General features: G+C 43.7%; 20 protein-coding genes and 1 pseudogene. 9 read left to right on the top strand and 12 right to left on the bottom strand.

All coding sequences use genetic code 11. The annotated features are described in order from the left end of the window. Positions 1 to 170: 170 nt before the first annotated feature. The gene (locus tag RIE73_RS13875) at positions 171 to 383 is read right to left on the bottom strand and encodes a hypothetical protein (RefSeq protein ID WP_446401727.1); all 213 of its coding nucleotides are present in this window, start codon (positions 381 to 383) and stop codon (positions 171 to 173) included. Positions 384 to 614: 231 nt separating this feature from the next. Here RIE73_RS13875 and RIE73_RS13870 point away from each other — a divergent pair, with 231 nt between their 5' ends. Together RIE73_RS13870 and RIE73_RS13865 are read left to right on the top strand one after the other, a co-directional pair. Then, positions 615 to 2,021 carry an HNH endonuclease domain-containing protein gene (locus tag RIE73_RS13870; RefSeq protein ID WP_446401726.1) on the top strand — a complete coding sequence of 469 codons (1,407 nt, stop codon included), beginning with the start codon at positions 615 to 617 and terminating at the stop codon, positions 2,019 to 2,021. A 143-nt stretch (positions 2,022 to 2,164) separates the two neighbouring features. Then, complete coding sequence (locus RIE73_RS13865) at positions 2,165 to 2,548, top strand: DUF433 domain-containing protein (RefSeq protein ID WP_446401725.1); 384 nt, start codon at positions 2,165 to 2,167, stop codon at positions 2,546 to 2,548. A gap of 188 nt (positions 2,549 to 2,736) precedes the next feature. On the opposite strand, the gene RIE73_RS13860 is transcribed toward RIE73_RS13865, so the two are convergent. Genes RIE73_RS13860 through RIE73_RS13850 form a run of 3 tightly spaced genes read right to left on the bottom strand, consistent with a single transcriptional unit; the run spans position 2,737 to position 4,365 of the window. Further along, positions 2,737 to 3,276: a hypothetical protein gene (locus tag RIE73_RS13860; protein ID WP_446401724.1), complete on the bottom strand. Its 540-nt coding sequence runs from the start codon at positions 3,274 to 3,276 to the stop codon at positions 2,737 to 2,739. A 52-nt stretch (positions 3,277 to 3,328) separates the two neighbouring features. Further along, positions 3,329 to 3,877 (bottom strand): hypothetical protein, encoded by a 549-nt coding sequence (locus RIE73_RS13855; protein ID WP_446401723.1) that lies wholly within the window; start codon positions 3,875 to 3,877, stop codon positions 3,329 to 3,331. Continuing rightward, the gene (locus RIE73_RS13850) at positions 3,874 to 4,365 is read right to left on the bottom strand and encodes a DUF4365 domain-containing protein (protein WP_446401731.1); all 492 of its coding nucleotides are present in this window, start codon (positions 4,363 to 4,365) and stop codon (positions 3,874 to 3,876) included. Before RIE73_RS13850 ends, RIE73_RS13855 begins: the two co-directional genes overlap by 4 nt. 153 nt (positions 4,366 to 4,518) lie before the next feature. Here RIE73_RS13850 and RIE73_RS13845 point away from each other — a divergent pair. After that, positions 4,519 to 5,082 (top strand): annotated as a pseudogene (locus RIE73_RS13845) (cysteine desulfurase family protein); the annotation flags it as partial. 78 nt (positions 5,083 to 5,160) lie between these two features. Here the strand turns inward: RIE73_RS13845 and RIE73_RS13840 are convergent. After that, positions 5,161 to 9,381: a PAS domain S-box protein gene (locus tag RIE73_RS13840; RefSeq protein WP_446401722.1), complete on the bottom strand. Its 4,221-nt coding sequence runs from the start codon at positions 9,379 to 9,381 to the stop codon at positions 5,161 to 5,163. Between the two features lie 371 nt (positions 9,382 to 9,752). Between RIE73_RS13840 and RIE73_RS13835 the strand changes: the two genes are divergently transcribed. From RIE73_RS13835 to RIE73_RS13825, 3 genes are all read left to right on the top strand, one after another. Then, a complete protein-coding gene (locus tag RIE73_RS13835; RefSeq protein WP_446401721.1) occupies positions 9,753 to 10,961 on the top strand; it encodes a NupC/NupG family nucleoside CNT transporter in 1,209 nt (402 codons plus the stop codon). Positions 10,962 to 11,187: 226 nt separating this feature from the next. Beyond that, positions 11,188 to 11,535: a translation initiation factor gene (locus tag RIE73_RS13830; RefSeq protein WP_446401730.1), complete on the top strand. Its 348-nt coding sequence runs from the start codon at positions 11,188 to 11,190 to the stop codon at positions 11,533 to 11,535. Between the two features lie 106 nt (positions 11,536 to 11,641). Next, a complete protein-coding gene (locus RIE73_RS13825) occupies positions 11,642 to 12,211 on the top strand; it encodes a Uma2 family endonuclease (RefSeq protein ID WP_446401720.1) in 570 nt (189 codons plus the stop codon). Between the two features lie 67 nt (positions 12,212 to 12,278). On the opposite strand, the gene RIE73_RS13820 is transcribed toward RIE73_RS13825, so the two are convergent. The 5 genes from RIE73_RS13820 to RIE73_RS13800 form a co-directional block, all read right to left on the bottom strand. Then, positions 12,279 to 13,088 carry a DNA adenine methylase gene (locus RIE73_RS13820; protein WP_446401729.1) on the bottom strand — a complete coding sequence of 270 codons (810 nt, stop codon included), beginning with the start codon at positions 13,086 to 13,088 and terminating at the stop codon, positions 12,279 to 12,281. Continuing rightward, entirely contained in the window at positions 13,084 to 14,211 is a 1,128-nt protein-coding gene (locus RIE73_RS13815) for a hypothetical protein (RefSeq protein ID WP_446401719.1), read from the bottom strand. Before RIE73_RS13815 ends, RIE73_RS13820 begins: the two co-directional genes overlap by 5 nt. Positions 14,212 to 14,290: 79 nt before the next feature. Next, entirely contained in the window at positions 14,291 to 16,003 is a 1,713-nt protein-coding gene (locus RIE73_RS13810; RefSeq protein ID WP_446401718.1) for a helicase HerA domain-containing protein, read from the bottom strand. Between the two features lie 194 nt (positions 16,004 to 16,197). Beyond that, positions 16,198 to 17,517, bottom strand: coding sequence for a hypothetical protein (locus RIE73_RS13805; protein WP_446401717.1), 1,320 nt, complete (start codon positions 17,515 to 17,517; stop codon positions 16,198 to 16,200). A gap of 215 nt (positions 17,518 to 17,732) precedes the next feature. After that, positions 17,733 to 19,796 carry a serine hydrolase domain-containing protein gene (locus RIE73_RS13800; protein WP_446401716.1) on the bottom strand — a complete coding sequence of 688 codons (2,064 nt, stop codon included), beginning with the start codon at positions 19,794 to 19,796 and terminating at the stop codon, positions 17,733 to 17,735. Here RIE73_RS13800 and RIE73_RS13795 point away from each other — a divergent pair. Then, a complete protein-coding gene (locus RIE73_RS13795) occupies positions 19,795 to 20,001 on the top strand; it encodes a hypothetical protein (protein ID WP_446401715.1) in 207 nt (68 codons plus the stop codon). The genes RIE73_RS13800 and RIE73_RS13795 overlap by 2 nt on opposite strands. Positions 20,002 to 20,250: 249 nt before the next feature. Here the strand turns inward: RIE73_RS13795 and RIE73_RS13790 are convergent, their stop codons facing one another. After that, the gene (locus RIE73_RS13790) at positions 20,251 to 21,048 is read right to left on the bottom strand and encodes a glutathione S-transferase family protein (RefSeq protein WP_446401714.1); all 798 of its coding nucleotides are present in this window, start codon (positions 21,046 to 21,048) and stop codon (positions 20,251 to 20,253) included. Positions 21,049 to 21,123: 75 nt separating this feature from the next. Beyond that, the gene (locus RIE73_RS13785) at positions 21,124 to 21,900 is read right to left on the bottom strand and encodes an MBL fold metallo-hydrolase (RefSeq protein ID WP_446401713.1); all 777 of its coding nucleotides are present in this window, start codon (positions 21,898 to 21,900) and stop codon (positions 21,124 to 21,126) included. 95 nt (positions 21,901 to 21,995) lie between these two features. Between RIE73_RS13785 and RIE73_RS13780 the strand changes: the two genes are divergently transcribed. Together RIE73_RS13780 and RIE73_RS13775 are read left to right on the top strand one after the other, a co-directional pair. After that, positions 21,996 to 22,187 (top strand): hypothetical protein, encoded by a 192-nt coding sequence (locus RIE73_RS13780; protein WP_446401712.1) that lies wholly within the window; start codon positions 21,996 to 21,998, stop codon positions 22,185 to 22,187. Positions 22,188 to 22,282: 95 nt separating this feature from the next. Further along, positions 22,283 to 22,525 (top strand): hypothetical protein, encoded by a 243-nt coding sequence (locus tag RIE73_RS13775; RefSeq protein WP_446401711.1) that lies wholly within the window; start codon positions 22,283 to 22,285, stop codon positions 22,523 to 22,525. The last annotated feature ends 31 nt before the right edge of the window (positions 22,526 to 22,556 follow it).

Below are 22,556 nucleotides of genomic sequence, written 5' to 3'. Positions count from 1 at the left end.
TTATCCCACAGATTTTCTCCCCAAAGTATTAAGAAAATCTTAAATATACATGGGTACGATTCGAGAGAGCTAAATTGCTAGAATGCTTACATAGTCCGGGTTTAGGCTTCTTGAGTCAATCTGTATGGGGGGAACTTCAGTTTAACTCACCTGAGAAAGCCAGAATCACTTTAGACATCAGGCTTGTTAACCAGCATTTTCTCAACCACAGGATCGAAGATTAGCTCAAATACTGCTGCTGGAATGAAACGCCGCAACAGCCTGAGAGAGTCATCCGCGTCTTGACGATTATAGTAACGGGCGACAACGCAACGCTGACACTTGGGCAAAATCCGAACAACCGCCCAAGGGCAATCCTGTAGATGGCTTGAACGTTCTATCATGGTTGAAGGTCTCCTTTTCAATACGGAATGGAACCCAAAAGGCAGCGACGATCTGTAGGAGGTGAAGCGCTGCCTTTTGTCTTGCAAGCCCTGCATTCAGAGGAATAGGGCTTTATGCTAGGGGCGAAACCCTGAGCAATAAAGTTATCATAAATGCTAACTAATTACCTGTAAAGTGTTATTATTAAAGTTAACAATTTTAGCTTATGCTTTTTTGACGTAATCAAACCTATGGGACAGGCAGGCAAAGCACTTCGACACGTACTAGAAACATACAGCATCAGTCAAAGCAGTCTGGCAAGTGCATTGGGAGTTGATCGCCCGGTGGTATTTCGCTGGTTCCATGAACAAACCGATCCGACGGCTGAAACTGTCGCTAGTATCGTCAGAGTGCTTCGAGAACTCAATCCAACCGCCGCCAAGGACTTTATCCAGTTTTATCTGGTTGACCCAACTCAGGCTGGAGAAATGGATCTGATGGCGACTCCCATCCAAGAATTGCCCAAATCTGACACAGTGGATGTGTCGGCATTCTCTAGGCTATTAAAAAAAACGACAAACTCCTACAAATATCTTTTTTTTATTTCACTTTTGGATATTGCACAAAGGCGACAGTTTGATGTTTTATCACCAATTAATTTCCAAGAGATTATTATTGAAATTCTGGCGAATGCTTGGTATCCGCATACTTATTTCAAGCTATCCTTTGGTCTGCAAGATAAAATATCTGATAAATTAGACTCTCTTAGTATTGATATTTCGGATACAAAAATAATTTTTAACGATACAGACAAAAAACACTTGCGGAGAATAATTAGCGATCAACCCATAGAAGATATTGTTTCAAGTCTCAAACGATATGTACCATTTCTCTTGATTCGACCGTTTTTTGAACAAGAAGTAAAAGCAAGCAAGGCGGGTAGAAAGAAGCGAACGAATCCGGGTGATGACGAACAAGAAATTGTCAACCTAGCCGCCGCACTATTTGATAATAAAAAACCGTTGTACCGCTTTGATGCGAGTCTCTATAAGGATTGCAGTTCGATCACGTTACATCCCGAATGGATATCATACCTAGAAAATAACTATTCAATTGTTCGCGCTTGGGCATCTTGGAAATGGCTCAAATATATGCAGCAACGTAATCCTAATGTTCCTGCCATTGCGAACAAGCTATTCCCACCTCAAGAAAGAGGTTCTCTGAATCATCAAAAAGCTTACTGGAAATTGATTTTACAACAAACGAATCTACAGTGCATTTACTCGAAGCGAACTCTACCTTCTTCGGGTTTTTCCTTGGATCATTATTTGCCTTGGTCATTTGTAGCTCATGATCAGCTTTGGAACTTAATCCCAACGTTTCCAGATGTTAATTTATCAAAATCAAACTATCTACCTAATGATGACTACCTTGATGAATTTATTACTCTACAGCACTTAGGACTTTCTATTTCCCAGGAAATTATGGGGAGTAAAAAATGGAGTAATTATGTTGAACCTTATGTCACGGATTTAAAAATATCTGATGAAAAGGAGCTTCTTGATTTGCAAATTCTCAAATCTGCTTATGAATCTACTCTCACTCCTTTAATATCTATAGCCGTCAGACAAGGGTTTAGTCAATGGTATTATCGATAGTCACAGATGTAAATTAATAGAATCCAGAAGAACTGGTTAATTTACGATAATCAAGACAATGCTGCTGTTTATTAAAATCTCTAACTTCCATTTATGGTAGTCTAGGGGTAATTACTTACTTTCTCACGCTAAAAGATTGACTTATGCAACTAGAAGATTACTTGGACTTCATTACCCCTGATGACATTCGTATTAAAGGCACACGGATTGGAATTGAAACCATCCTGTACGAATACATCTATCGCCGCCGTACAGCCGAAGAAATAGCCCAAACTTATTCCTCGTTAACTCTAGAGCAAGTTTATGCTACGATTCTTTACTACCTGCATTATAAAGAAACAGTAAGCAACTATATAGGAAACTGGTTAGAGTATTGCCTACAATCCGAACAAGAGCAGGATAACAATCCTCCCCCTGCTGTCGTAAGACTGCTGAAATTAAAAGCCGAGCAAGAATCAGGAAAAGTTGCTCTTAATGAAAATTCAAGACCCAATTATTCACATTCCTTTAAGGTAGGTAATAGCTAGAGTGGCGGGTACACCTAATTTTGTGGATGACGCTTACGCCCGGAAACCGTAGGGGCGCACCGACGTGCGCCCGATTTAACCGTAAAATCTCTTCCACCATTTTAGCTGTGTCAGTCCACTACCATCGTGCATTAAAACTCTTGGTAACTCACCGAATCAACTGCTTTGCGATCGCAAACCCTTCAATTTCAGTTTTCCCATGACTCATCTAGGGAAAAATTACGGATATTTTTCAGCACAAAGCATCTATTTTCTCCAACTAAATCCCCCGTACAAACTACTGGTAAGCGTTCCTGATAAGCTTTAACGGCTAAAGGATAGTCTGCTGCTGTTAAATCAAACTGAATTTTACGAAATTTACCGACAGCACATCCCATCAAAATCACACGTCCAGCTTCACCCAACTTGTCTAACTGAGTAATAATTCCCTGAACTTGAATATTTGTCGCTTTAGTGACTAAATCACCTAAAATTTGAAAGTAAGAACGATTTTCCACAAGTGCTAGCATTTGCACCACCTCATAAAGGCGTAACGCAAAACCAGGAATTTCAGGCTTCAATGGTAAAACTATCTCAAATTCTGGCTCGGAATTAGCTGGCAATGTCCAAATCGAAGCTTTCTCTTCCATGCGATTTTGTTCATGCCAACCATGAGATTGTAGATACTTAGCAACTTCTGTCGGTTGTATACCCAGTAGTAAATCAACATTTTGAATCGTTGGTTTCATAATGTTTCTCCTTTTCCCAGACCGTCCATACGCGATCGCCAACCACTCAATTTCAGTTTTTCCACGACTCATCTAGGGCAAAATTACGGATATTTTTCAGCACAAAGCAGCTATCTTCTCTAACTAAATCCCCCGTACAAGCGATAGGAAGCCGTTCTTGATACGCTTTTATGGCAAGAATGTAGTCATGGTTAAATAACTCCATCTGAATTTCTCTAAGTTGATCACACACGACACCTAAACTGACAATTTTACCGCTTAATTGGTCAGCATTAGGGGCATTAATTTGCCGAACAATTCCCTGAATTCTTATATTATTAACTGTAGTAATTAGTTCGCTAATAATATCAAGCTGAGAACGATTTTCTTTTGTTTCCAGTGTTTCCAAAATAACACTAATAGAAACCGGAAAACCTGGTATGTCTTGATTCAGAGGTAACACAATAGTCACCGGCTCTCCTACCTCATTTCCTTGCATCCAAATTGAGGCTTTATCCTGCAAATGTTTCTGTTGATGCCAGCCGTGATTTTGCAAGTAGTTGGCTACTTGTTGAGGTTGGATTGATTGCAGAATATTAATATCCTTTACAGTAACATTCATAGAGTTTCTCCTCTGGCGATACATTGCATAAGACTTTTTAGGGCATTCACCGTAAATCTATTTTCTCTAGGAATAGACACAGTTACAGTTTCCTGATTTTCTGTCGATGCTTCTCCAGCTAGGGATATCCAGTAACCACAACGTTTGAGACAGAGTTCCTCTTCTGATTGATATAACCAGTCATTAATGTGATCAGGTACGACAACAGCCACGAGGATTAGAGGTGGATATTGCTGGGGAACTCTCAGTTCTTCATGATTTTTAACTTTGAGTGGATACTTCAGATAATTTTCATCTAGAATTGCCCTTGAAGTACATTTGAGTTGAACGTAAAGCTGAGGATTCCCCATTATTCCCTGCACACCAATCCCTGTAAAAATTAGGTCGATTCCCAGTTGATCTAAGGGCGTAGTTGTTCTCTGGAAGGAATAACCTGCGGCTGAGGCGATCGCATAAACATAAGCATAGCTAAATTCTTCTTTTTGAATGTTAATATTAACCCTGATTATACCCCCTACCCAGTTAGTGTCCAGTTAAGCTGTTCGGCATTTAAACCTTAATGTCAAGAATGGCTCCCATCCTTGTAATACGAGCATCTTGTACCCAATTTAAATGCATTACAGCTTATCCTAAATTGAATCATGCCCCTATCCCAGCCGTCTAGCCAATCCCGCCCCATATACCTCGATTACCACTCCACCACCCCTACTGACCCCAGAGTGGCAAATCAAATGCTACACTACATGACTACCGCCTTTGGTAACGCTAGCAGCATTGACCACACTTATGGAGATGAAGCCGAACAAGCTGTCTCCCAAGCCGCAACTCATATCGCTAACTTAATCGGATCATCCGCCAAGGAAATTATCTTCACCTCTGGCGCAACCGAAAGCATTAATCTCGCCCTGCAAGGATTCGTCAGATTACACCATAGTAATACCTCAAAAATACCCCGCATTGCTGTCTCTCCAGTGGAACACAAAGCCGTTTTAGACACTTGCAATACCCTCGCCAAAAAAGGATTAGCCGAAATCATTAATCTCCAAGTTGACTCCCAAGGTAGACTCGACTTGGATGATCTGGAAAATATCTGTAAAAACGGCATTTCCTTGCTGTGTATTATGGCAGCCAATAACGAAATTGGCACAATTTATCCCATTCAAAATATCGGAAAAATTGCCCAAACCTATAATATTCCCTTCCTCGCTCCCCCAGCTTCCAGACGTGCCATGGCACGTCTCTACTCCCCCACAAGACTTATTCAGCAGACCCGAATTAGGTCACTAACTCGGTAATTCGATCGCGAATTCCGTTCCTTTACCGGGAGTCGAATCGCAGCGCAACTCACCCCCATGGCGTTCCACGACAATCTGATAACTGATGGATAATCCTAAACCCGTTCCCTTACCCACAGGTTTGGTGGTAAAGAATGGATCAAATATGCGTTGGTAAACCTCGGTCGGTATTTCTGCACCATTGTTTCCCATATAAATCACCACCTTTGCACCACCCTGATTCTCGCTATCCTTAGACCCTTCCTCACCGGGAATCACAGCCGTGCGAATCCATATTTTGGGTTCAAAGTTCAGGTCAGATTCAAGTTTATCCTCTAGCGCATCAATGGCATTACTGAGGATATTCATAAACACCTGATTAAGCTGACCCGGATAACATTTAACCTTAGGGAGTTGACAATAGTCTTTAATCAGATGAATCTGAGGACGGGAGGATTGCTGTTTGAGTCGGTGCTGTAATAACAGCAGGGTATTATCAATCCCTTGATGAATATCGACCCGCTTATACTCCGCTTCATCCAGACGCGAAAAATTGCGTAAGGATTGCACGATCTTAGTGATGCGCTTCGCCCCCTCTCGCATGGATGTCAGCAGTTTAGGAAAATCATAGCTGATAAAATCGAGGTCGATACTATCGAGTTCTTCCGCGATCGCGCTGACAGGTTCCGGATAGTGCTGTCGATAAAGCTGGACTAAGTGGAGTAGGGTTTGAGCATACTCCGTGGCTGGCTCGATATTCCCATAGATAAAACTGGTGGGATTATTAATTTCGTGGGCAATTCCCGCCACCATTTGCCCCAACGAGGACATTTTTTCGGCTTGAATCAGTTGGGTTTGAGTGCGTTTTAATTGATTGAGAGTGAATTCTAACTCCCGTGTTTTTTGCCGCTCTCGTTCCTCCGCCTGCTTGCGCTCCGTGATATCTGTAATTGAACCAACAGCGCGGACAGGATTGCCTAATTCGTCCCAATGTGCCTGTCCCCGCACCAACACCCATTTATAACTCCCATCTTGACAGCGCATCTGATACTCTAGGGAATAATCAGGTGTTTCTCGGTTGAGATGGCGCTCAAAGGTGTCCTGAACTAAGGAGACATGATCTGAATGAATATAACTCATCCATTTGTCAAACGTATTGATAGTCTCGTAGTCATATCCGAGTATTTCCAGACAACGGGGTGATAAGAAATGCTCATGGGTAATCAGGTTATAATCCCAAATCCCATCATTATTGCCTTTAAGCGCTAATTGCCAGCGTTCCTCACTCTTTCTCAGTTTAATTTCTGCCCGTTTGCGTTCCGTGATATCTTGTCCGATGCCAATACTGGTGCCATCACTGAGGCGAATATTTGCCCACGAGGTTTCCAGAATTTGACCGTTTTTAGTCCGCAGGCTGAAATCTTGCCATTTTCCGGAAGCCTTGAACATAAAATCCAAAACCTTCTGGCGATCCGTTGGATTGGGATAACATTCGGTTAACAAATCAATCGTATCTAGTTCTGCTTTATCCCACCCTAAAACCCGTTCCACCTCTCGGTTAACTAATCGAATATGACCCGTGGCATCATAAAAACAAATCATCACCGGAATATGGTCAAAAATCTTTTGTAACAGTTCTTTCTGATAGCGGAGTTGTTCTTCAGCTTGTTTACGTTCGGTGATATCGCGGGTAGACCCCACCAGTCGCACCGGATATCCGGCGTCATCCCAGAGGGCTTGGGCGCGAGACTGGAGCCACTTATAGGTTCCATCCTGACACCGGAAACGATATTCAATCGCGTAATGGGGTATTTTTTGCGCCAGGTAATCTTGTAGACTCTGATTAACTAGGGAAAGATCATCGGGATGGAGACGATTTTGCCATCCCTGAAAATCAAGTTCAAATTGATCGTCATCGTAGTCCAAGATTTCCCGGTAGCGATCAGAAATCAAGGCTTGACCCGTAGTTATATTCCAATCCCAAATCCCATCCTGATTCCCCTGAAGCGCTAATTGCCAACGTTCTTCGCTTTCCCGCAGGGCGGCTTCGGCTTGTTTGCGATCGCTAATATCAGTGGCGGTTCCTAAAATTTGCTCCGGCTTCCCTTCCTGGTTCCAGGTAAAGACTGTCTCCCGACTAGACAGCCAGCGCCATTCCCCATTTTTGTGCTTAATCCGATATTCTAAATCAAACACCTGGTCAGCTTGGGCGGTTTCCAAGTGCTGAAAATGGTGGAGAATTCTTGGTAAATCATCGGGGTGCATCAGCGTCACCAGAAGATCATCCTCCATCTGGATCACGTCTTCCGGTGTATAGCCAAGTAGGTTCTGGATTTTGCGATTAAAGTAAAGAATTTGCTTATGGATGCGGTCATAAATATACAAGATGCTGGGATTTGCCTGCGTAATCGCCCGCAGCAACCGTTGGTTTCCTTGCAGGGCTTCTTCAATCTGTTTTCGCTCGGTAATATCTTGCATTTGAGCAAGACTATACAAGGGGTTACCCTGACTATCTCGCACCAGGGAAACGCTCAAGAGAATCCAGATACTATGTCCTTGTTTATGACTATATCGCTTTTCTAAATGGTAGTAACGAATGTCACCGTTGAGGAGTTGACGGGTATAATCGCGTTCTGCTTCTAAGTCGTTGGGATGGGTAATTTCTGCACAAGTCTTGGCTAATAATTCGGCTTCGGAATAGCCAAGAATGTCACACAAGTAACGATTCACTTTCAGGAAATGTCCATCGAGGGCGACTAACGCCATCCCACTAGCGGCGTAGTTAAACGCCTTACGGAAACAGTCTTCACTCTCTCGCAGTTCAGCTTCCATCCGTTGGCGATCGCTAATATCCCGCGCCACCCAGACAACTGAGTGTTCGGCGATCGGGGAAATACTGGCGCTAAACCAAACCTCTCGCCCCTGTAGCCACAGACAGTAATCTAAAGTCAGGGTTTGCTGGGTTGCGATCGCCTGTTGAATTGTTTCCACCCATACTGAATCGGTTTGGCTGGGATCTCCTAACAATCGCTGGATCGTCTGATCCATAAACGTGGTATCGTCGTACAGACAACTTGAAGCAGTGGGAATAACTTCAATCTCTTGAATCTGGTGATCATGAGTATCAATCACCAGGACGATATCCGTCATTGCCTCAAACACAGCCCGGATCTTGGCTTCAGAGGATTGAAATTTTGCTTGCAGTAATTCACGCTTACTAATTTCCTGTCGCAGTTGCTGATTTAACTGGCGTAATTGAGACGTTTGCTGATCTAACAAATGTTCTAAGGTATCCACGGTTTGATAAATATCAATGGGATTAATCGTGTTCAGGATTTGTGTCTGCGTAATTAAACCCGCCAATTCTCCGGCTTCACTTGAGACAACCAACCGTCGCACGCGATGCTGCTGCATGAGTTGATGGGCACTCCAAATCGAGTCAGTGGGTTGAATGAGTAATAGCGGGGTACTCATTACGGTGGTAACGGGGGTGTTTGCCAGATCCAATCCCAAGTTGCCAAACTGGACAATATCCCGTTCGGTGACAATACCGATTGGGCGGAGTAAGTTTTGAGTGTGTAGGGACGGGTTTAGGAAATTCGATTGGGCTATTGATGGTAATGTTTCTGCAAAACCCGCCTTGACTGAATTTTGCGGGGAAACCGGAAATTCAGTCTCTTCAACAATCACCACACAACTGACTCGTTGTGCATTCATCACTTGTGCGAGTTCCAGAATAGAAGTTGTCTCCATGGCGTGAATCACACGGGTAGCCATCACATCGGAGACTTTTTTGTGGTTCAGTAAATCAACGGGTTGGAGAACATCCCGAATCGTTTGCGGTGTGATTACACCGATTAAATTTCCCCTCTCTCCCACCACCGGAAGATGACGAATTTTATACTGACGCAACCGATTAATCACGGTAACAATATCTTGGGCTTCAGTTTCGGTGATCGTCATCACTGAAGTTGTCATCACCGACGCCAGAGATAAGGTTCGCCAGTCAACACCGGAAGCAATGAGTTGCACGGTATCTCGTTCAGTAAAAATACCTACAACCGGACTATTCGGTTGATGATTTGCTAGTACAAGTAGACAACTGCTGTGAGTCTGAGTCATCCGCGCCAAAGCCTCCTCCACCGAGATATCGGGTGTCGCGGTGAGAGGATAGCGATTGATCGCTAAACCATTGTTATGATTCAGTTTGAAAGCAGTAGCAATGCTCATGGAGAAGCGCTCCTGAAGCCAACGGTTTTTCTGTCTTCCTATTTAATTCAAGATTTCTAGACTTGTTTCAGGGTTTTATCTAATTTTTTCTCTGGATACTTCATACTGGCTGGCTGGGGCGATGATTTTTTTTCTGCGATCGCCACGAAATGACTTAGGATTAAACCTGTCAAGTCCAATGCGTAAACCTTAAGTATAGACGACTTTTGGAAATAAGTAGTCGGACAAAAGAAAACGGTACTGTATTAAGTTTCGTAAATCACTCTCAAACCCTTACTGTTCCCTGTTCCCTGTTCCCTGTTCCCTAACCTCAACCGTTAACTTTAATTGTATCCACCTACTTATCTGTATTTTGTGGTCAGAGAAATACTATGGAACGCTTAATTTCTGCCTCGGGGCTGCTGGTGTTCATCGGTTTAGGTTACGTTTTATCTGTCAATCGGCGGGCGATTCGCTGGCAACCTGTATTATGGGGTATTGCTTTGCAGTTAATTCTGGCGGTGTTAATTCTCAGAACAGCACCAGGGTTGGTTGTCTTTGAATTTTTAGGACAGTTAGTGACTCAGTTCCTGAATTTCTCTGATGCTGGGGCAAAGTTTGTCTTGGGGGAAAATTTAGAGGAGCGCTTTGTTGCCTTCAAAGTCTTACCTACGATTATCTTTTTCTCCTCTTTCATCACGATTCTTTATCACTATAAAATTTTGCCGCAGGTGGTTAAGGCGGTGGCTTGGGTAATGTTCAAAACCTTGAAAACATCGGGTGCAGAAACTCTGAGTGCAGCAGCGAATATCTTTGTCGGTTCAACGGAAGCCCCGCTATTAATCAAACCTTACGTATCGACAATGACGCTTTCGGAGTTACACGCCGTCATGACAGGGGGATTTGCCACTGTCGCTGGAGGTGTCTTGGCGGCTTATATTTCCTTTGGAATTCCTCCCGAACATCTCATCGCCGCTTCGGTGATGTCTGCACCAGCCGCTTTAGCCATGTCTAAACTGTTGTATCCGGAAACAGAATCCTCGAAAACCGCCGGGAAAATTACCCTGGAGGTGAAGCCGACAACAGTGAATGGGATTGATGCGGCGGCGACAGGGGCGCTGGATGGGTTAAAATTAGCCGCCAATGTAGCAGCAATGTTGATTGCATTCTTGGGACTGTTAGCCATGGTGAATGGTATTCTGGGGTGGTTGGGTGGATTAGTGGGACTACCCCAGCTCACACTAGAATCAATTCTAGCGATTATTTTGGCTCCTGTGGCGTGGTTAATGGGTGTTCCTTGGTCAGATTGTGGTCAGGTGGCAGTTTTATTAGGAAAAAAGACGATTTTGAGTGAGTTTATTGCTTATCTGGATTTGAAGGCATTGATTGAGCAATCTCAGCTATCGGAACGGTCAATTATTATTGCTACTTACGCCTTGTGTGGCTTTTCCAATATTGGTTCAATTGGAATTCAACTGGGTGGAATTGGCGGAATCGCACCAAATCGGCAACCTGATTTAGCACGGTTAGGGGTGCGAGCATTAGTTGGCGGCACACTTGCTTGTTTTATGACGGCTTGTATTGCTGGAATGTTATTGTAGAAATTAGAAACTAACATGGCACGTCTTTCCTTAAAACTCGTCCTCGCCACCAATAATTGAACAAGCCACTGTAAGGGCGGGTTTAGGCACAATTGTAGGGGCGGGTTTAGGGACTAAATTCAGATATTCACCGATAAATGAATAACAAAACCCGCCCTCTTGACCGATAATGAAACAACAAAACCCGCCATCCACACCGATAATTGAACAAAACGATTTAACAGCTATGTCTAAACGCAAATCTTCTAACTCCTCCCAAAAGCGCGTAGCTTACCAAGAATTTGGTAGTAATTCGGCGGCTACGGAACGGGCGGTTCAAGAACTTCCACCCAATCAGCAAAACTTGCGCGTTCAAGCGTCTCGCAAGGGGCGCAAGGGGAAAACTGTTACGGTGATTAGTGGTTTTCAATGTAAACCAGATACCTTAACTCAACTGCTAAAACAGCTTAAAACTAAATGTGGTAGTGGTGGTACGGTTAAAGATGATACGTTGGAAATTCAAGGGGATCATGCTCAGAAATTGCTGGAAATTTTGACCCAGTTGGGGTATAAAGCCAAAATTAGTGGCGGTTAGTGCCTTTTGAAAAATGTTGTAGTCAGTGTATCTAATTAGTTGGGGGCGCAAGCCTTGCGCCCCTACATTTGCTATACTATGGAAAACCTTTTATAACAAAACTACGATGATTGCTTCTCCTCAACATCCTTATCTTACACCTGACCAATACCTCAAAATGGAGGAACAGAGTCCGATCAAACATGAATATATTGATGGGCAAATCTATGCTATGGCGGGAGCAAGTGACCCTCATGTTACGATTGCTGGAAACCTTTTTGCTCTACTCCGTAGTCATGTCCGTGGTTCGGGTTGTCGAGTCTATATTGCCGATATGAAAGCCCGCATAGAATCGTTAAATCGGTTCTATTATCCTGATGTTATTGTTACTTGTGATCCACGAGATCAAGAAACCTCGACGTATAAGCGATTTCCAACTCTGATTGTTGAAGTTTTATCGGATTCGACTGAAGCATTTGATCGAGGCGATAAATTTGCCGACTATCAGGAATTGGAAAGTCTGCGTGACTATGTATTAATTAATACTAAACGGCAACGAGTTGATTGCTTCCGCCGCAATGATGAAGGGCTGTGGCTGTTGCAGTTTTATACTCCTATACAGCAAGAATTTAAACTCGAAAGTATTGGTTTTACCGGAACGTTGGTAGCGATTTATGAAGATGTAGATTTTTCCTGAAATTTTAGTGGTGGTCAAGGAAGATTATCACGCTGTATCTCTATCTTCAACACAGATAAACTACAGATTAGTAATTTTTGATAAATAACTCACTCCCTTTTGCTGCACGCTTTTTCTTATAATTATTCATGCCATACTGGAGTTTCCATTCGACTATTTTCGCAAAACTGAATAGTTCCCTAATTTCAGGTGAGTCATCATAGGTGATTAACCATCTATGATTGCACTTTTGCATAATCTTAGCAAATCGCTGATGATCAAACGAGGTATGTAAATTACCTCTAACACCATACAATTTAGATTTTTGTGCTTGATAGTAAGGTGGATCAAGAAATATAAATACATTTTCACCATCTTGGGAAATTAGTTTTTCATAATCTCCATGAGTAATCGTTACAGATGAAAGAAATGGAGCTACATTAATTAGCCTATCTATAGAAGACTCTGTGAATCTCTGTTCAAAAGCTTTCTGAGAATATCCTCCTGAATCGACTGTTCCTGAAAAAGTAATTCTATTCAATATGAAAAATCGAGAAGCCAATTCAAGCTCGGATAGATTACTATGTTTTGATGTCAATGACTTGTACAAGTCTCTACCGTTTGGATAGATGTATCGAAGCTTTTTTATCGTTTCTACAAGTTCTTCATTATTTAATTTTGCCATTCTCCAAAAGCAGTATAAATCATAATTCAAGTCGTTGATCCAGTAATGTATAGGAAACAATATCCTACTACCTTCTAAGCCTAGGAAGACAGAACCTCCTCCGACAAATGGTTCTCTAAATTCTTGAATATCCCAAGGTATATGCGGTAATATTTGATCTAATGCCTTGGATTTGCCTCCGGGATATCGTAGTGGACTTTTACTCATGTTAATTTGCTGAGGTTATTAATATAGACAGCTTATGATTGACAGTACACTCTTGAGCCAGTGTCCAAATGGTTTGTGATTGCACACGACTAAATCGATTGATTTTACAGAATTCTCTGATTACAGCATCATCTGTTGGCAGTGATAGAGAACTAACTATCTGTCCCGTTATTTTTAGGCAGACGATAAAGCTTATTTCGCACTCGTCAAGCAATAGTCTTTCTAGGTTAGCAAACAAGATTAGTTTAAACAATCCATCTTTGATGTCAGCTTTTGCAGGAAATTTTCGGCTACTATTTTTTGATTCTTGTAGAATGTAAGTATCGTCTTCTCTGTAAACTTCATCAACAGTGAGGTAGTACTCTCCTCCTAAATAATTAGAAATTTCAAATATTCCCTTGTCTCCGTCTGCCAAATACTCCAATGCATGACTGGTAATAACTTCTCGCTGAGCTGCTTTTAGAGAATTCGGTAAAGTATATTGTTTGAATTTTTCCAAACTAAAATTATTGTTAATACTCAACTGTTCAAGAACAGTCATTTGACCATCTCTAGAGTGTACTGCAACCCCCTGATTTTGAGAGATAGCTTGATAACTATCTACTGCACGTCTATAGACGTGGTTAAAATCCTGTTGAAAATGGGTCGTGTTCCAGTGTAAAGCTGTTAACTGATAGTTGGCTATTTCTTGAATCTTTTCTTTAACATAATTAGAATTAAATTTTTGCTTGGTCAACTTAGCCGAGTTCGCCTTAGCTATTTCCGCTTTTTCATACCAAGCTAATATGATGTATACATTCATTAAACTCATCCAAGAAAAGGTGATAAAGTTGACTCGATCATTATCACCTGCCAATCCCTCATCCTTAATAATTGGAATAATTGTTACTTTTTTGGTGTTTAAATAATACGTGTTGTAGAGTCTAGCAAAAGGATAAGAGCGAGTTCTTTTCGGTGAAACCCACTTTGAGAATGCCAAGGTATTTTCTGGACTGTCTAATTCTATGATTCCACAGGTCTTTGAGGTATTAATATTAAATGAATTTAGCGGGTAAACTTTTAGTTTAGAACGTAACTGGGGATTATAGCGAATATCTCTAATAAATCCCTGGAATAATAAGGATGTCATACGGATAATCAATATAGCTGGATTGAGTGTTTCTCATGGGTGTTTTGACGTTTAGGGCGCTAAAGCGCAACTACAAACTTTAAAAGCCTAAGTCGGCTTTGGCGGCGTCGGCGGCGGAAAATACCTCCTCGTCGGACATTTCATCCCAGGAGGGTTCGCCAATTTCTGTGTAGAATGTTTGATCGTAGGGACGAGTTCGTACGACAACGGGCATGGGTACGGCATGTCCTAATATTAATGCCTGTTGTTTGGAGTCTAGTTTAGCTAACACCGATCGCAAACTTTGTCCCCCGGAAACTCCGGTGAAGATAGCTTCGATGTCTTTGTCATCATTCAGTAAACAGGTGATCCGGGTGCCAACCTGGGACATGACTTCATTATCAATCCCTGATGGACGCTGATCGACAATCAGTAATGTAACGAAATATTTCCGCATCTCGCGGGCGATAATGCCAAAGATGGTTTGACGTACTGTGGCTGAATCCAGGAAACGGTGCGCTTCTTCGATTGTAATCACTAATGGGCGCGGGCGATCGCATGGATTTTTGCTTTGCAGAAACTTCTCCGCCTTCCGCACGTATTTACCATGAATGCGGCGTGTCATCACATTCGTGGCTAACATATAGGAGAGCATATTCGATTGCGAACCAAATTCCACGACTACGTGTTTCCCCGCATCCAAGGATTGCAGAATCTGGTCAATATAATTTTGGGGACAAGCACTTCGCATGTACTTTAACTCATCTAAACGCAGTAACTTGCGCTGTAATGCCATAATTGAAGACTTATTTCCCCGCTTCTCATCGCAAAATAACTGGATATCTTCATTCGTCATATTCAGGAGTTGCGTAATCCAGGTTTTGCCAAACTCGTTGCGGAGAATAATCGCATTTTCCAGACTCGCTTCCGATAGGTTTAACTCCCCGCGCACCAGCATGATATCTTCGACTTCAATTTGATCGTAACTGAGATACATGGCTTGGGCGTCTCGAATCCCTCGGCGTTGGGTGGATTCCGGGTCAAGGGTGTACACTTGGACTTGATTGGGAAAGAGTTGGCGTAATCCTTTAACGGTACTAAATTGTTTTCCTTCCGATACGGCTTCCCATCCATATTCGGAGTGCATATCAAAGATTAAATTAACCGCCGCTTGCTTGCGAATAATCCCGGATAATAATACGCGAGTCAGAAAGGATTTCCCGGTGCCCGATTTGCCAAACACGCCGTTACTACGTTCCACAAACCGATCCAGGTCTAAGCATATTGGCACGTCCATGTCAAGGGGTTGACCCACTGAAAAATTGCGTCGATGGGGGTCATCTTCCCAGCCAAACACCGCCCGAAAATCGCGTTCACTGGCATCATAGACTTGGGAGAAGTGACTGGGAATTGTTTTCACCGGAAGCAATTCCATGTCCTCGCTACTTTGCGGTTGAAATGACGCTAAAGGACTTTTGCCATTCAGGTTCAGGTTGGGTGTCTCCCGTTTTCCCGTGTTTGGCGTAAACATCAGCATTGGGGTTAAATTGATCGTCCCAAAGGTGCCACTTCCGGCGAGAACCTCACGTAAAAAGCTATCATCGGGATGGGGGGGATTCGCCCAAATCCGTTGACTAGAGGTTCCTAGCGCCACATCCGTCAGCATACAGAAAAAGCGCGATCGCATCCCTTGAACCACCAGAAACTTACCCACGCGCATATCTTCGACGGAGACATCCGCCTCCAATCGCACTTCCAATCCGCCGGAGAGAGAACCTTGAATGACTGAACCTAAGGGTTTATCTACATCCATCACTGCTAGGGTTTGAACGAAGCCAAGCCTATCTTATCGTTCTCTTCTGGGTTATTGGGCGTTTTCCTTGGATTTAAGGGGTAAATTAGCAATATTTTTAAGGAAACCGGATTCCTCACGATTTGTTTTGTCAGTATTATCTTCTTTTTCGTCCTTGTCTGGTCATACAAGCGATGCATCCTATAGCGGTTGGATCAATGGCGTAGCTGTAAACCTGTTCCTTCCCGCCGATTGCGGAGATCATAGTAAATGAGCGCTTTAATAATCTGCCAAAATGGCATGACTAAAAGACCAATACAGGCAAAGGCAATAAAGAGTAACGGTACTAACATTCCTAATGCCGTAAGTAACGCCTCTGGCGATGGATTAATCAATACAGTGGGAATCGTTATCAGTATAGGAATTAAGACAATTAAGCCTAGCGGAATTGTGAGTAGAGTCCCAACGGCAATTATCCCCATAATATTGGGAACAAATCCCTTGCTTAACTCCCAACTGCGGTTAATGGCAGTTTTGGGCTTCATATTTCTTTCTACGGCTAACGGTAACTCAGTAATAAAGAAGTGGGCATAGACCCAGAGGTAAATGCCGAGAGTAACTAAGTTAATGATAGCTTCTAGACTTGATGCTATTCCCACGATAATTCCTGAGACTATCGACAAACCAAAATTTACGGCAAAACCAATCAAACCAATTAAAATTTGAGCTGTCCAGAAATCCCACATTTTTCGATCAAGCTGATTGCGAATACTCTCGATAGTTTCCGGTTGTTCAGAAAATTCACCGATAGCATGACGTGAAATAATACCCTGAATTTGATATAATTTTGCCCATCCATAAATTGGTACTATTCCCCACAAAAATCCCTGAAATGCCAGACCAAAATATAATTTGAAGCGATCGCGGTATAAACGAAGACCCGCACTAACCACATTCCCTACACTTAGGGGTTTCATGGGTTGGCGAGGTTGGGAATGGCTGGATTGAGTGCTACGGTGTGAGGCATGATCCCTTGGTTGTCGAGTCTGTGAGGATGTATATCCTCCAGCAGCATGGCGAGGAACTTGGGCAAAATTTGAACCGGGTGGTGGTTCTGAAACAGAGGGTTTAATATCATCAACATCCGAGGATATATCGTTGTCAGAAGCCACATCGGTGGGAGTGTGATGCAGATTTAAATCAGGATCGGAATGGTGAACGTCTGCGACTTGAGGAGGAGAGAATTCTATATCAAAGCTTTGATTCCAAGCAAAAGAGTCTTGTCCTTTCTGACGCCCATAAACCTGCACCGTTTTAATCGTCTCAACGCCTAGCTTGGTTAAACCCTGACGAATAAAAGAAACCATCGCCTTTTGGTTAGGAATTTGCGCTGATTCCACCAAGACTTGCAAACAATCGTCTTGGCGATTAACCTTGGCGATGATGTGTTTGGCTCGCAGTGAGCGGTTAATCATTGCCGCAATTGCTTTCGGATTACCTTGTTTAGCGAGCTTTAACGTGTTTGGCTCAGCCATAGCCCTGTCTCCAATTGGGGTACGTTCAGATTAGATGGAAGTTATCAGCAGACACCAAAGAACCTTCACAAGTGACTCTAAATTTCGCGGTTGCTTTTACGCAAAATGCCCCGTTTTGTGATATTTATTTACATTTCCCAATAAAACGTCAGGTAAATAGACTTGGCGATTTCCGGCTACAGATGGTAAGGAAACAGGGAATCGGGACTTCAAGATTAGAATTGAAATCCGAGTAAATTCCAGTACGCCAACACCCCAATGAAAACTAAGGTGGTTAATGTGATCAGAGAATAATGCGATCGCGCCCCAAAAGACCAATCGTGATTTGTCCAAGCTAACACGGTAAAAGCCAGTAATCCCAGGGTAGCCAAAGCCGTTAACACAGGAAGACACAAGAATGCGATCGCCACAGGGAGAACGCCATAGACTAACTTCCAGACGCCGATTAGCCAGAGTGACAGCGGTAAGCCAATCAGGAAGACTAGATTTAAAGTCGCGATCGCTCCCGCTAATAGCCATGCTGAGTTATACTGCTGTTTATCCGAAGTATGCTTGCCCCGCCACCATTGAATTAAAGGGTGTACGATTCCCCTAATCATGGCGGATAGGAACACCACAACACAAAACCCAACCAGTCCAAACTGCACCCAAATCCCTTCATACCAGGATATACGCTGATATGTGCCAATCTTGGGAAACAGGGGATTATAGGCAAACGTAATCTCTCCCGCCTCATTTTCCTCAAACGCCGTAAACGTCGGCGTATCCATTCGTTTAAATAACAGGGGTGCTACAGGTTCAAGCTGAACGGGTTTGATTTTATTCAAAAAGAAAAGATTTGGCGTCTGAATTTGCAATCGGTTGTCATCACCTTTTTTAATCTGGATATGTTTGAATGATCCGGCTAGTTTTGCCAACGTATGGCGGGGATATTCCAGATCTCGATAAGTTCCCGTAAACCGCTCCAGTTCTACCTGGGAAGCATCAAGAGATTGAGTCGGTGTAGAATTTTGGTCAACGGGAAAATAATGATCAAAAAACTGAGTAAGGAATTTACTATGAATTCCGCTAAAACTATTAGAGGCAATGAAAATACCAATATTTTGCTCAGGGATTAATGTCAACGAACTCGAATACCCCCGCAAGCTGCCTAAATGCCCGATCGCCCGCATATTATTAACCAAACGTTCTCGAAAACCGTAGCTGGTTCCAGGTAATTTTGGGTGAGGTTTAAAGTGTGTCTGGTGCATGAGTTTCGCCGTATCCGCCTCTAAGATACGCTGGTTTTGATAACGCCCCTGTTGCAAGTGAGCAATCATAAAATGTGCCATATCCGTGGCGGTGGCACTCAGGGAGGCGGCAGGTGCAATATTAAGGTAGAGGTAGGGAACCGCTTTGTAGTTACCTTTTTGATACTGATAGCCAACCGCCAAATTATCCGCTAAATCCGGTGGTGGCGGTTGAGCAAAGCTGCTGCGCTGCATATCTAGGGGTTGTAAAATATTGGCGTTGATATAGTCCAGATACGGACGACCTGATATCTGTTCTACCAAGTAACCCAATAACGCGATCGCATGGTTAGAATAGCTGTAAAATCTTCCCGGTTGCCAGACAATCGGCGGCATATAATCAGCCAGATAATCCCCTAGAGGTGTCATCTCTGGTTCAGTGCGGGCGGCGAGTCCAACCAAACGCTTCGTGCTACCATCGGTATGCATCATTAGCTGGGCAAAGGTCACAGGTTGAGAGTGGGGGTTGTCGAGTTGAAAGCGTTCCAGGTATTGGCTAACATCACCCTCTAGATCAAGCCGTCCCTGCTCGTATAATTGCATTGTGGCGGTAGCCGTGAACAGTTTAGACAAAGACGCCACCCGAAACAGCGTGCGATCGGCAACAACGGGAGTTTTTTTCTCCAGGTTGGCATAGCCATAGCCTTTGGCGAAAAAAACAGTCCCATCTTTGACCACAGAAATGACTGCACCAGGAACGTGAGATTTGGACATCTCTTGGTCAAAGAAGTTATCTACATAATTGGCAAATTCTTGTTGGCTAATAATTCCGGGTGTACCCGGTGTTGGGGAAACCGGGGGTTCTGTTTCAATCGGTTCCTGCGGTTGGCGATCTAAAATAGGAAACTGCAAGGTTTTATTTTGCGCCAATGTGGGAAACCCCGACAGGGACAGAAACAGGATGAATCCGAGGAGTCCGCTAATAATTCCCTTAAACCATTGCTTCAGGGGTAATTTATGTCGGGTTTTGTCCGCCTGCTTTTGAGTCATGCTTCAAAATTATGGAGTTGGCAACAGAAATCAGGTAGGGATATTAGAGGATGAGTATCCCCACCTTGGTAGTTTACCCAGATGGGAAATAGCTGGAATCTGTATAGAGGATGATGATTCCCAAGTTGCGGTTAAAAGCCGTGTAGATATAGCAAAAGGCAGAGGGCAGAGGGCAGAGGGCAGAGGGCAGAAGGGAAAAGATTGACTGGTCAAGGTTTCAGCACCTTCCTTTGTCCTAATCGCCTTGGCGACTGCTATACAAACGCAACAACCTAAAGCGCGATGGCGTGTAAGTGAGGTACACAGACAGATCCCCGACTTCTTGGAGAAGTCGGGGATCTGGCTTAGACGTATACCCGTAGTGCTATAAATAAAACAAAAAATTAGCGACCTTGTGTTGTAATTCTGGTCGCTAAAATCTGTTACAGGAAATTAGTATCTTGCTACTAACTTTTTATTCAATTTCAATCGAGGTGGGTGACGAATCGCTGGTTCCTGTTCCGGTTGTGGTCAAGGGTGTGCGATACTCAGCATAGAGGCGATCGCGCCAGTCGAAGAAGGTTTGATACACGCTACTATCGGCTAAACCAGGAATGCCTTTCCCTTTCAGGGAGTCAGGCAAATCTAGATAGGAACCTTCGGGAAATTTCAGCAGTAAACTCACCCCAGCCACGGCAAAATCAGCTAAACAGGGACTATCGGTAACCAGATAGGGGCGATCAGACAAGATTAAACTGAGGGCTTCTAAATCCTGCTTCAGGCTGTCTCTGGCATCTTTGAGGGCGTCTGCACCGCAGCCGAAACCAATCCCCAAAACTTCAAATACTTCTGCGGGAACACCGCCGAGAACGGTTTTGAAGAAATCGGGCGTATCTTTGGGTAAGACTGATGTACGATAGCTAGGATTGTGACTTAATGCCCCATAGAAGACTTTACGACTTTTGACACCAATGGATTCATCCGCCCATTCTTCCATCAGCAAGCATTGGGCGCGTTGGTGGGGATCGGTAGGAATGAGAGGTTTGTCGGGATACTTGCGATCCAAGTACATGGTGATCGCTGTCGAATCAGCGATGACGGTATCCCCATCTTTGAGAACCGGGACTTGTCGTTGACCCGATAGGCGATATAAATCTACCTGTCCAATTCCTGGGGTGACTTCAATTTTGCGATAGGCTAGCCCTTTGTAATCGAGAATTAGCCGTACTTTTTCCGAAAACTGCGACAACTCAAATTGATACAGTTCCAACATGATTTATCTCCTTAGTTATTTGTCTTATGTCCTTGGTGATTGCCCGAGTTGATACCAATAACTCCGGACGGTAATCTAAGCCATTTGAGGCGTCAGGTTGAGTTCTAGCGCTTCTTGTGGCTGAGGGTCAATCACCTGAGTGGATAGGTTGTGCTGTGCCAGTTGCGATCGCAACTCTTCCAAACTACCAACCTGATTCAACAGGGAATCTAGTACTCCCTCGTACTGAACTCCACCTCCGGCGGCTGTGGGTAGAAACACTTGGGGTTGCACCCATTGTGCCAGTTGCAGTGCGGTACGATGACCTTGGATAATCGGTCCAAGCACAGGTAATTCCAACGTCACCACGGGACTAATCACCACATCGATGGGAGCATACTCTTTTAACTGGTCAGGTGGATACCCGTGAGGTTCATAATAGAGACTGGTGCCACTCTCTAACTGTTTAATCAGATAGGCGTTTTCCTGCAAAAAAGGACCAATCGGTGCCCCTGGTAAGGCGCGGATTTCAATTTGGTCAGCGAGGGTGAAGGTTTGACCAAAGGCTAACGGCGTCACCTGAGTATAGCCCAACTCTCTCACTACCGTGGTGGCATTTTCTGAACCAACGACAGGGATTGTCTTGTCCAGTTTTTCCAAAGTGGGTCTATGGGCGTGATCCTCTAATCCCTGGGATAGCAGAATCAAGTCTATTTGATCAGGAAGCGCATCCAAGGCGGGAGGTTTGTCACCTTTGAACAACCAGGGAAGATTGCCAAAGACTAAGGAATCCACAAGCCAGGGATCAATCAGGATGTGTTTTTGCCCAAGTTCGAGTAGCCAACTATTGGCGCCGAAGTAGGTTAGGTGCATGGCAGTCCGACTCTTATGATGTCATCTCTCCCCATCATTGTAAAGTTTCTTAACGTTTCTGCCCGTTGTCTAGGGGGAGCATGTAGAGACGTTGCATGCAACGTCTGGGAGCTAGGGGAGCTGGGGGAGCTGGGGGAGATGGGGGAGATGGCGGAGATGGGAGACAAAAGTTCTATAGCCCATTACCCTGTTCCCTATTCCCTATTCCCTATTCCCTATTCCCTATTTCCTGTTCCCTGTTCCCTATTCCCTCTTCTTTGACGAATGCTAGGGTAGAAATGCTCTGACATGGCCGCGTCAAAAATACAGGGAAGTCTACCAGAGGCTAGCCAACACCTGATAGCCACTGACATTTCTATCCGAGAATGAGCTGATTTTCCCTATGTCAACCTTAATTGAAAAATTACTTGCAGCAGGCTGGTGTTACGAAAGTAATCGACCCAGCCATAGTCATGAAAAGGCCGAAATCTATAAAGATTGGGAGATTATTACCTATCCTGAATTGGCATTGCATTATCTGCCAACTGGAGAATATTTTATTGGTTCGACTAACCCCACCTTAGGCTTAAAAGTCTCCCAAGCTAAAATCGGCGTCATTAAGGCACTGATTGACTCTTCCGACTAAAATCACGCCATTCAATTGTAGGGGCGGGTTT

This window comes from Coleofasciculus sp. C1-SOL-03 (genome assembly GCF_040220555.1).
Lineage (GTDB): Bacteria > Cyanobacteriota > Cyanobacteriia > Cyanobacteriales > Coleofasciculaceae > Coleofasciculus.
The sequence above is the reverse complement of the archived record's forward strand: the minus strand, read 5'-3'. Positions and strand labels throughout refer to the sequence as shown.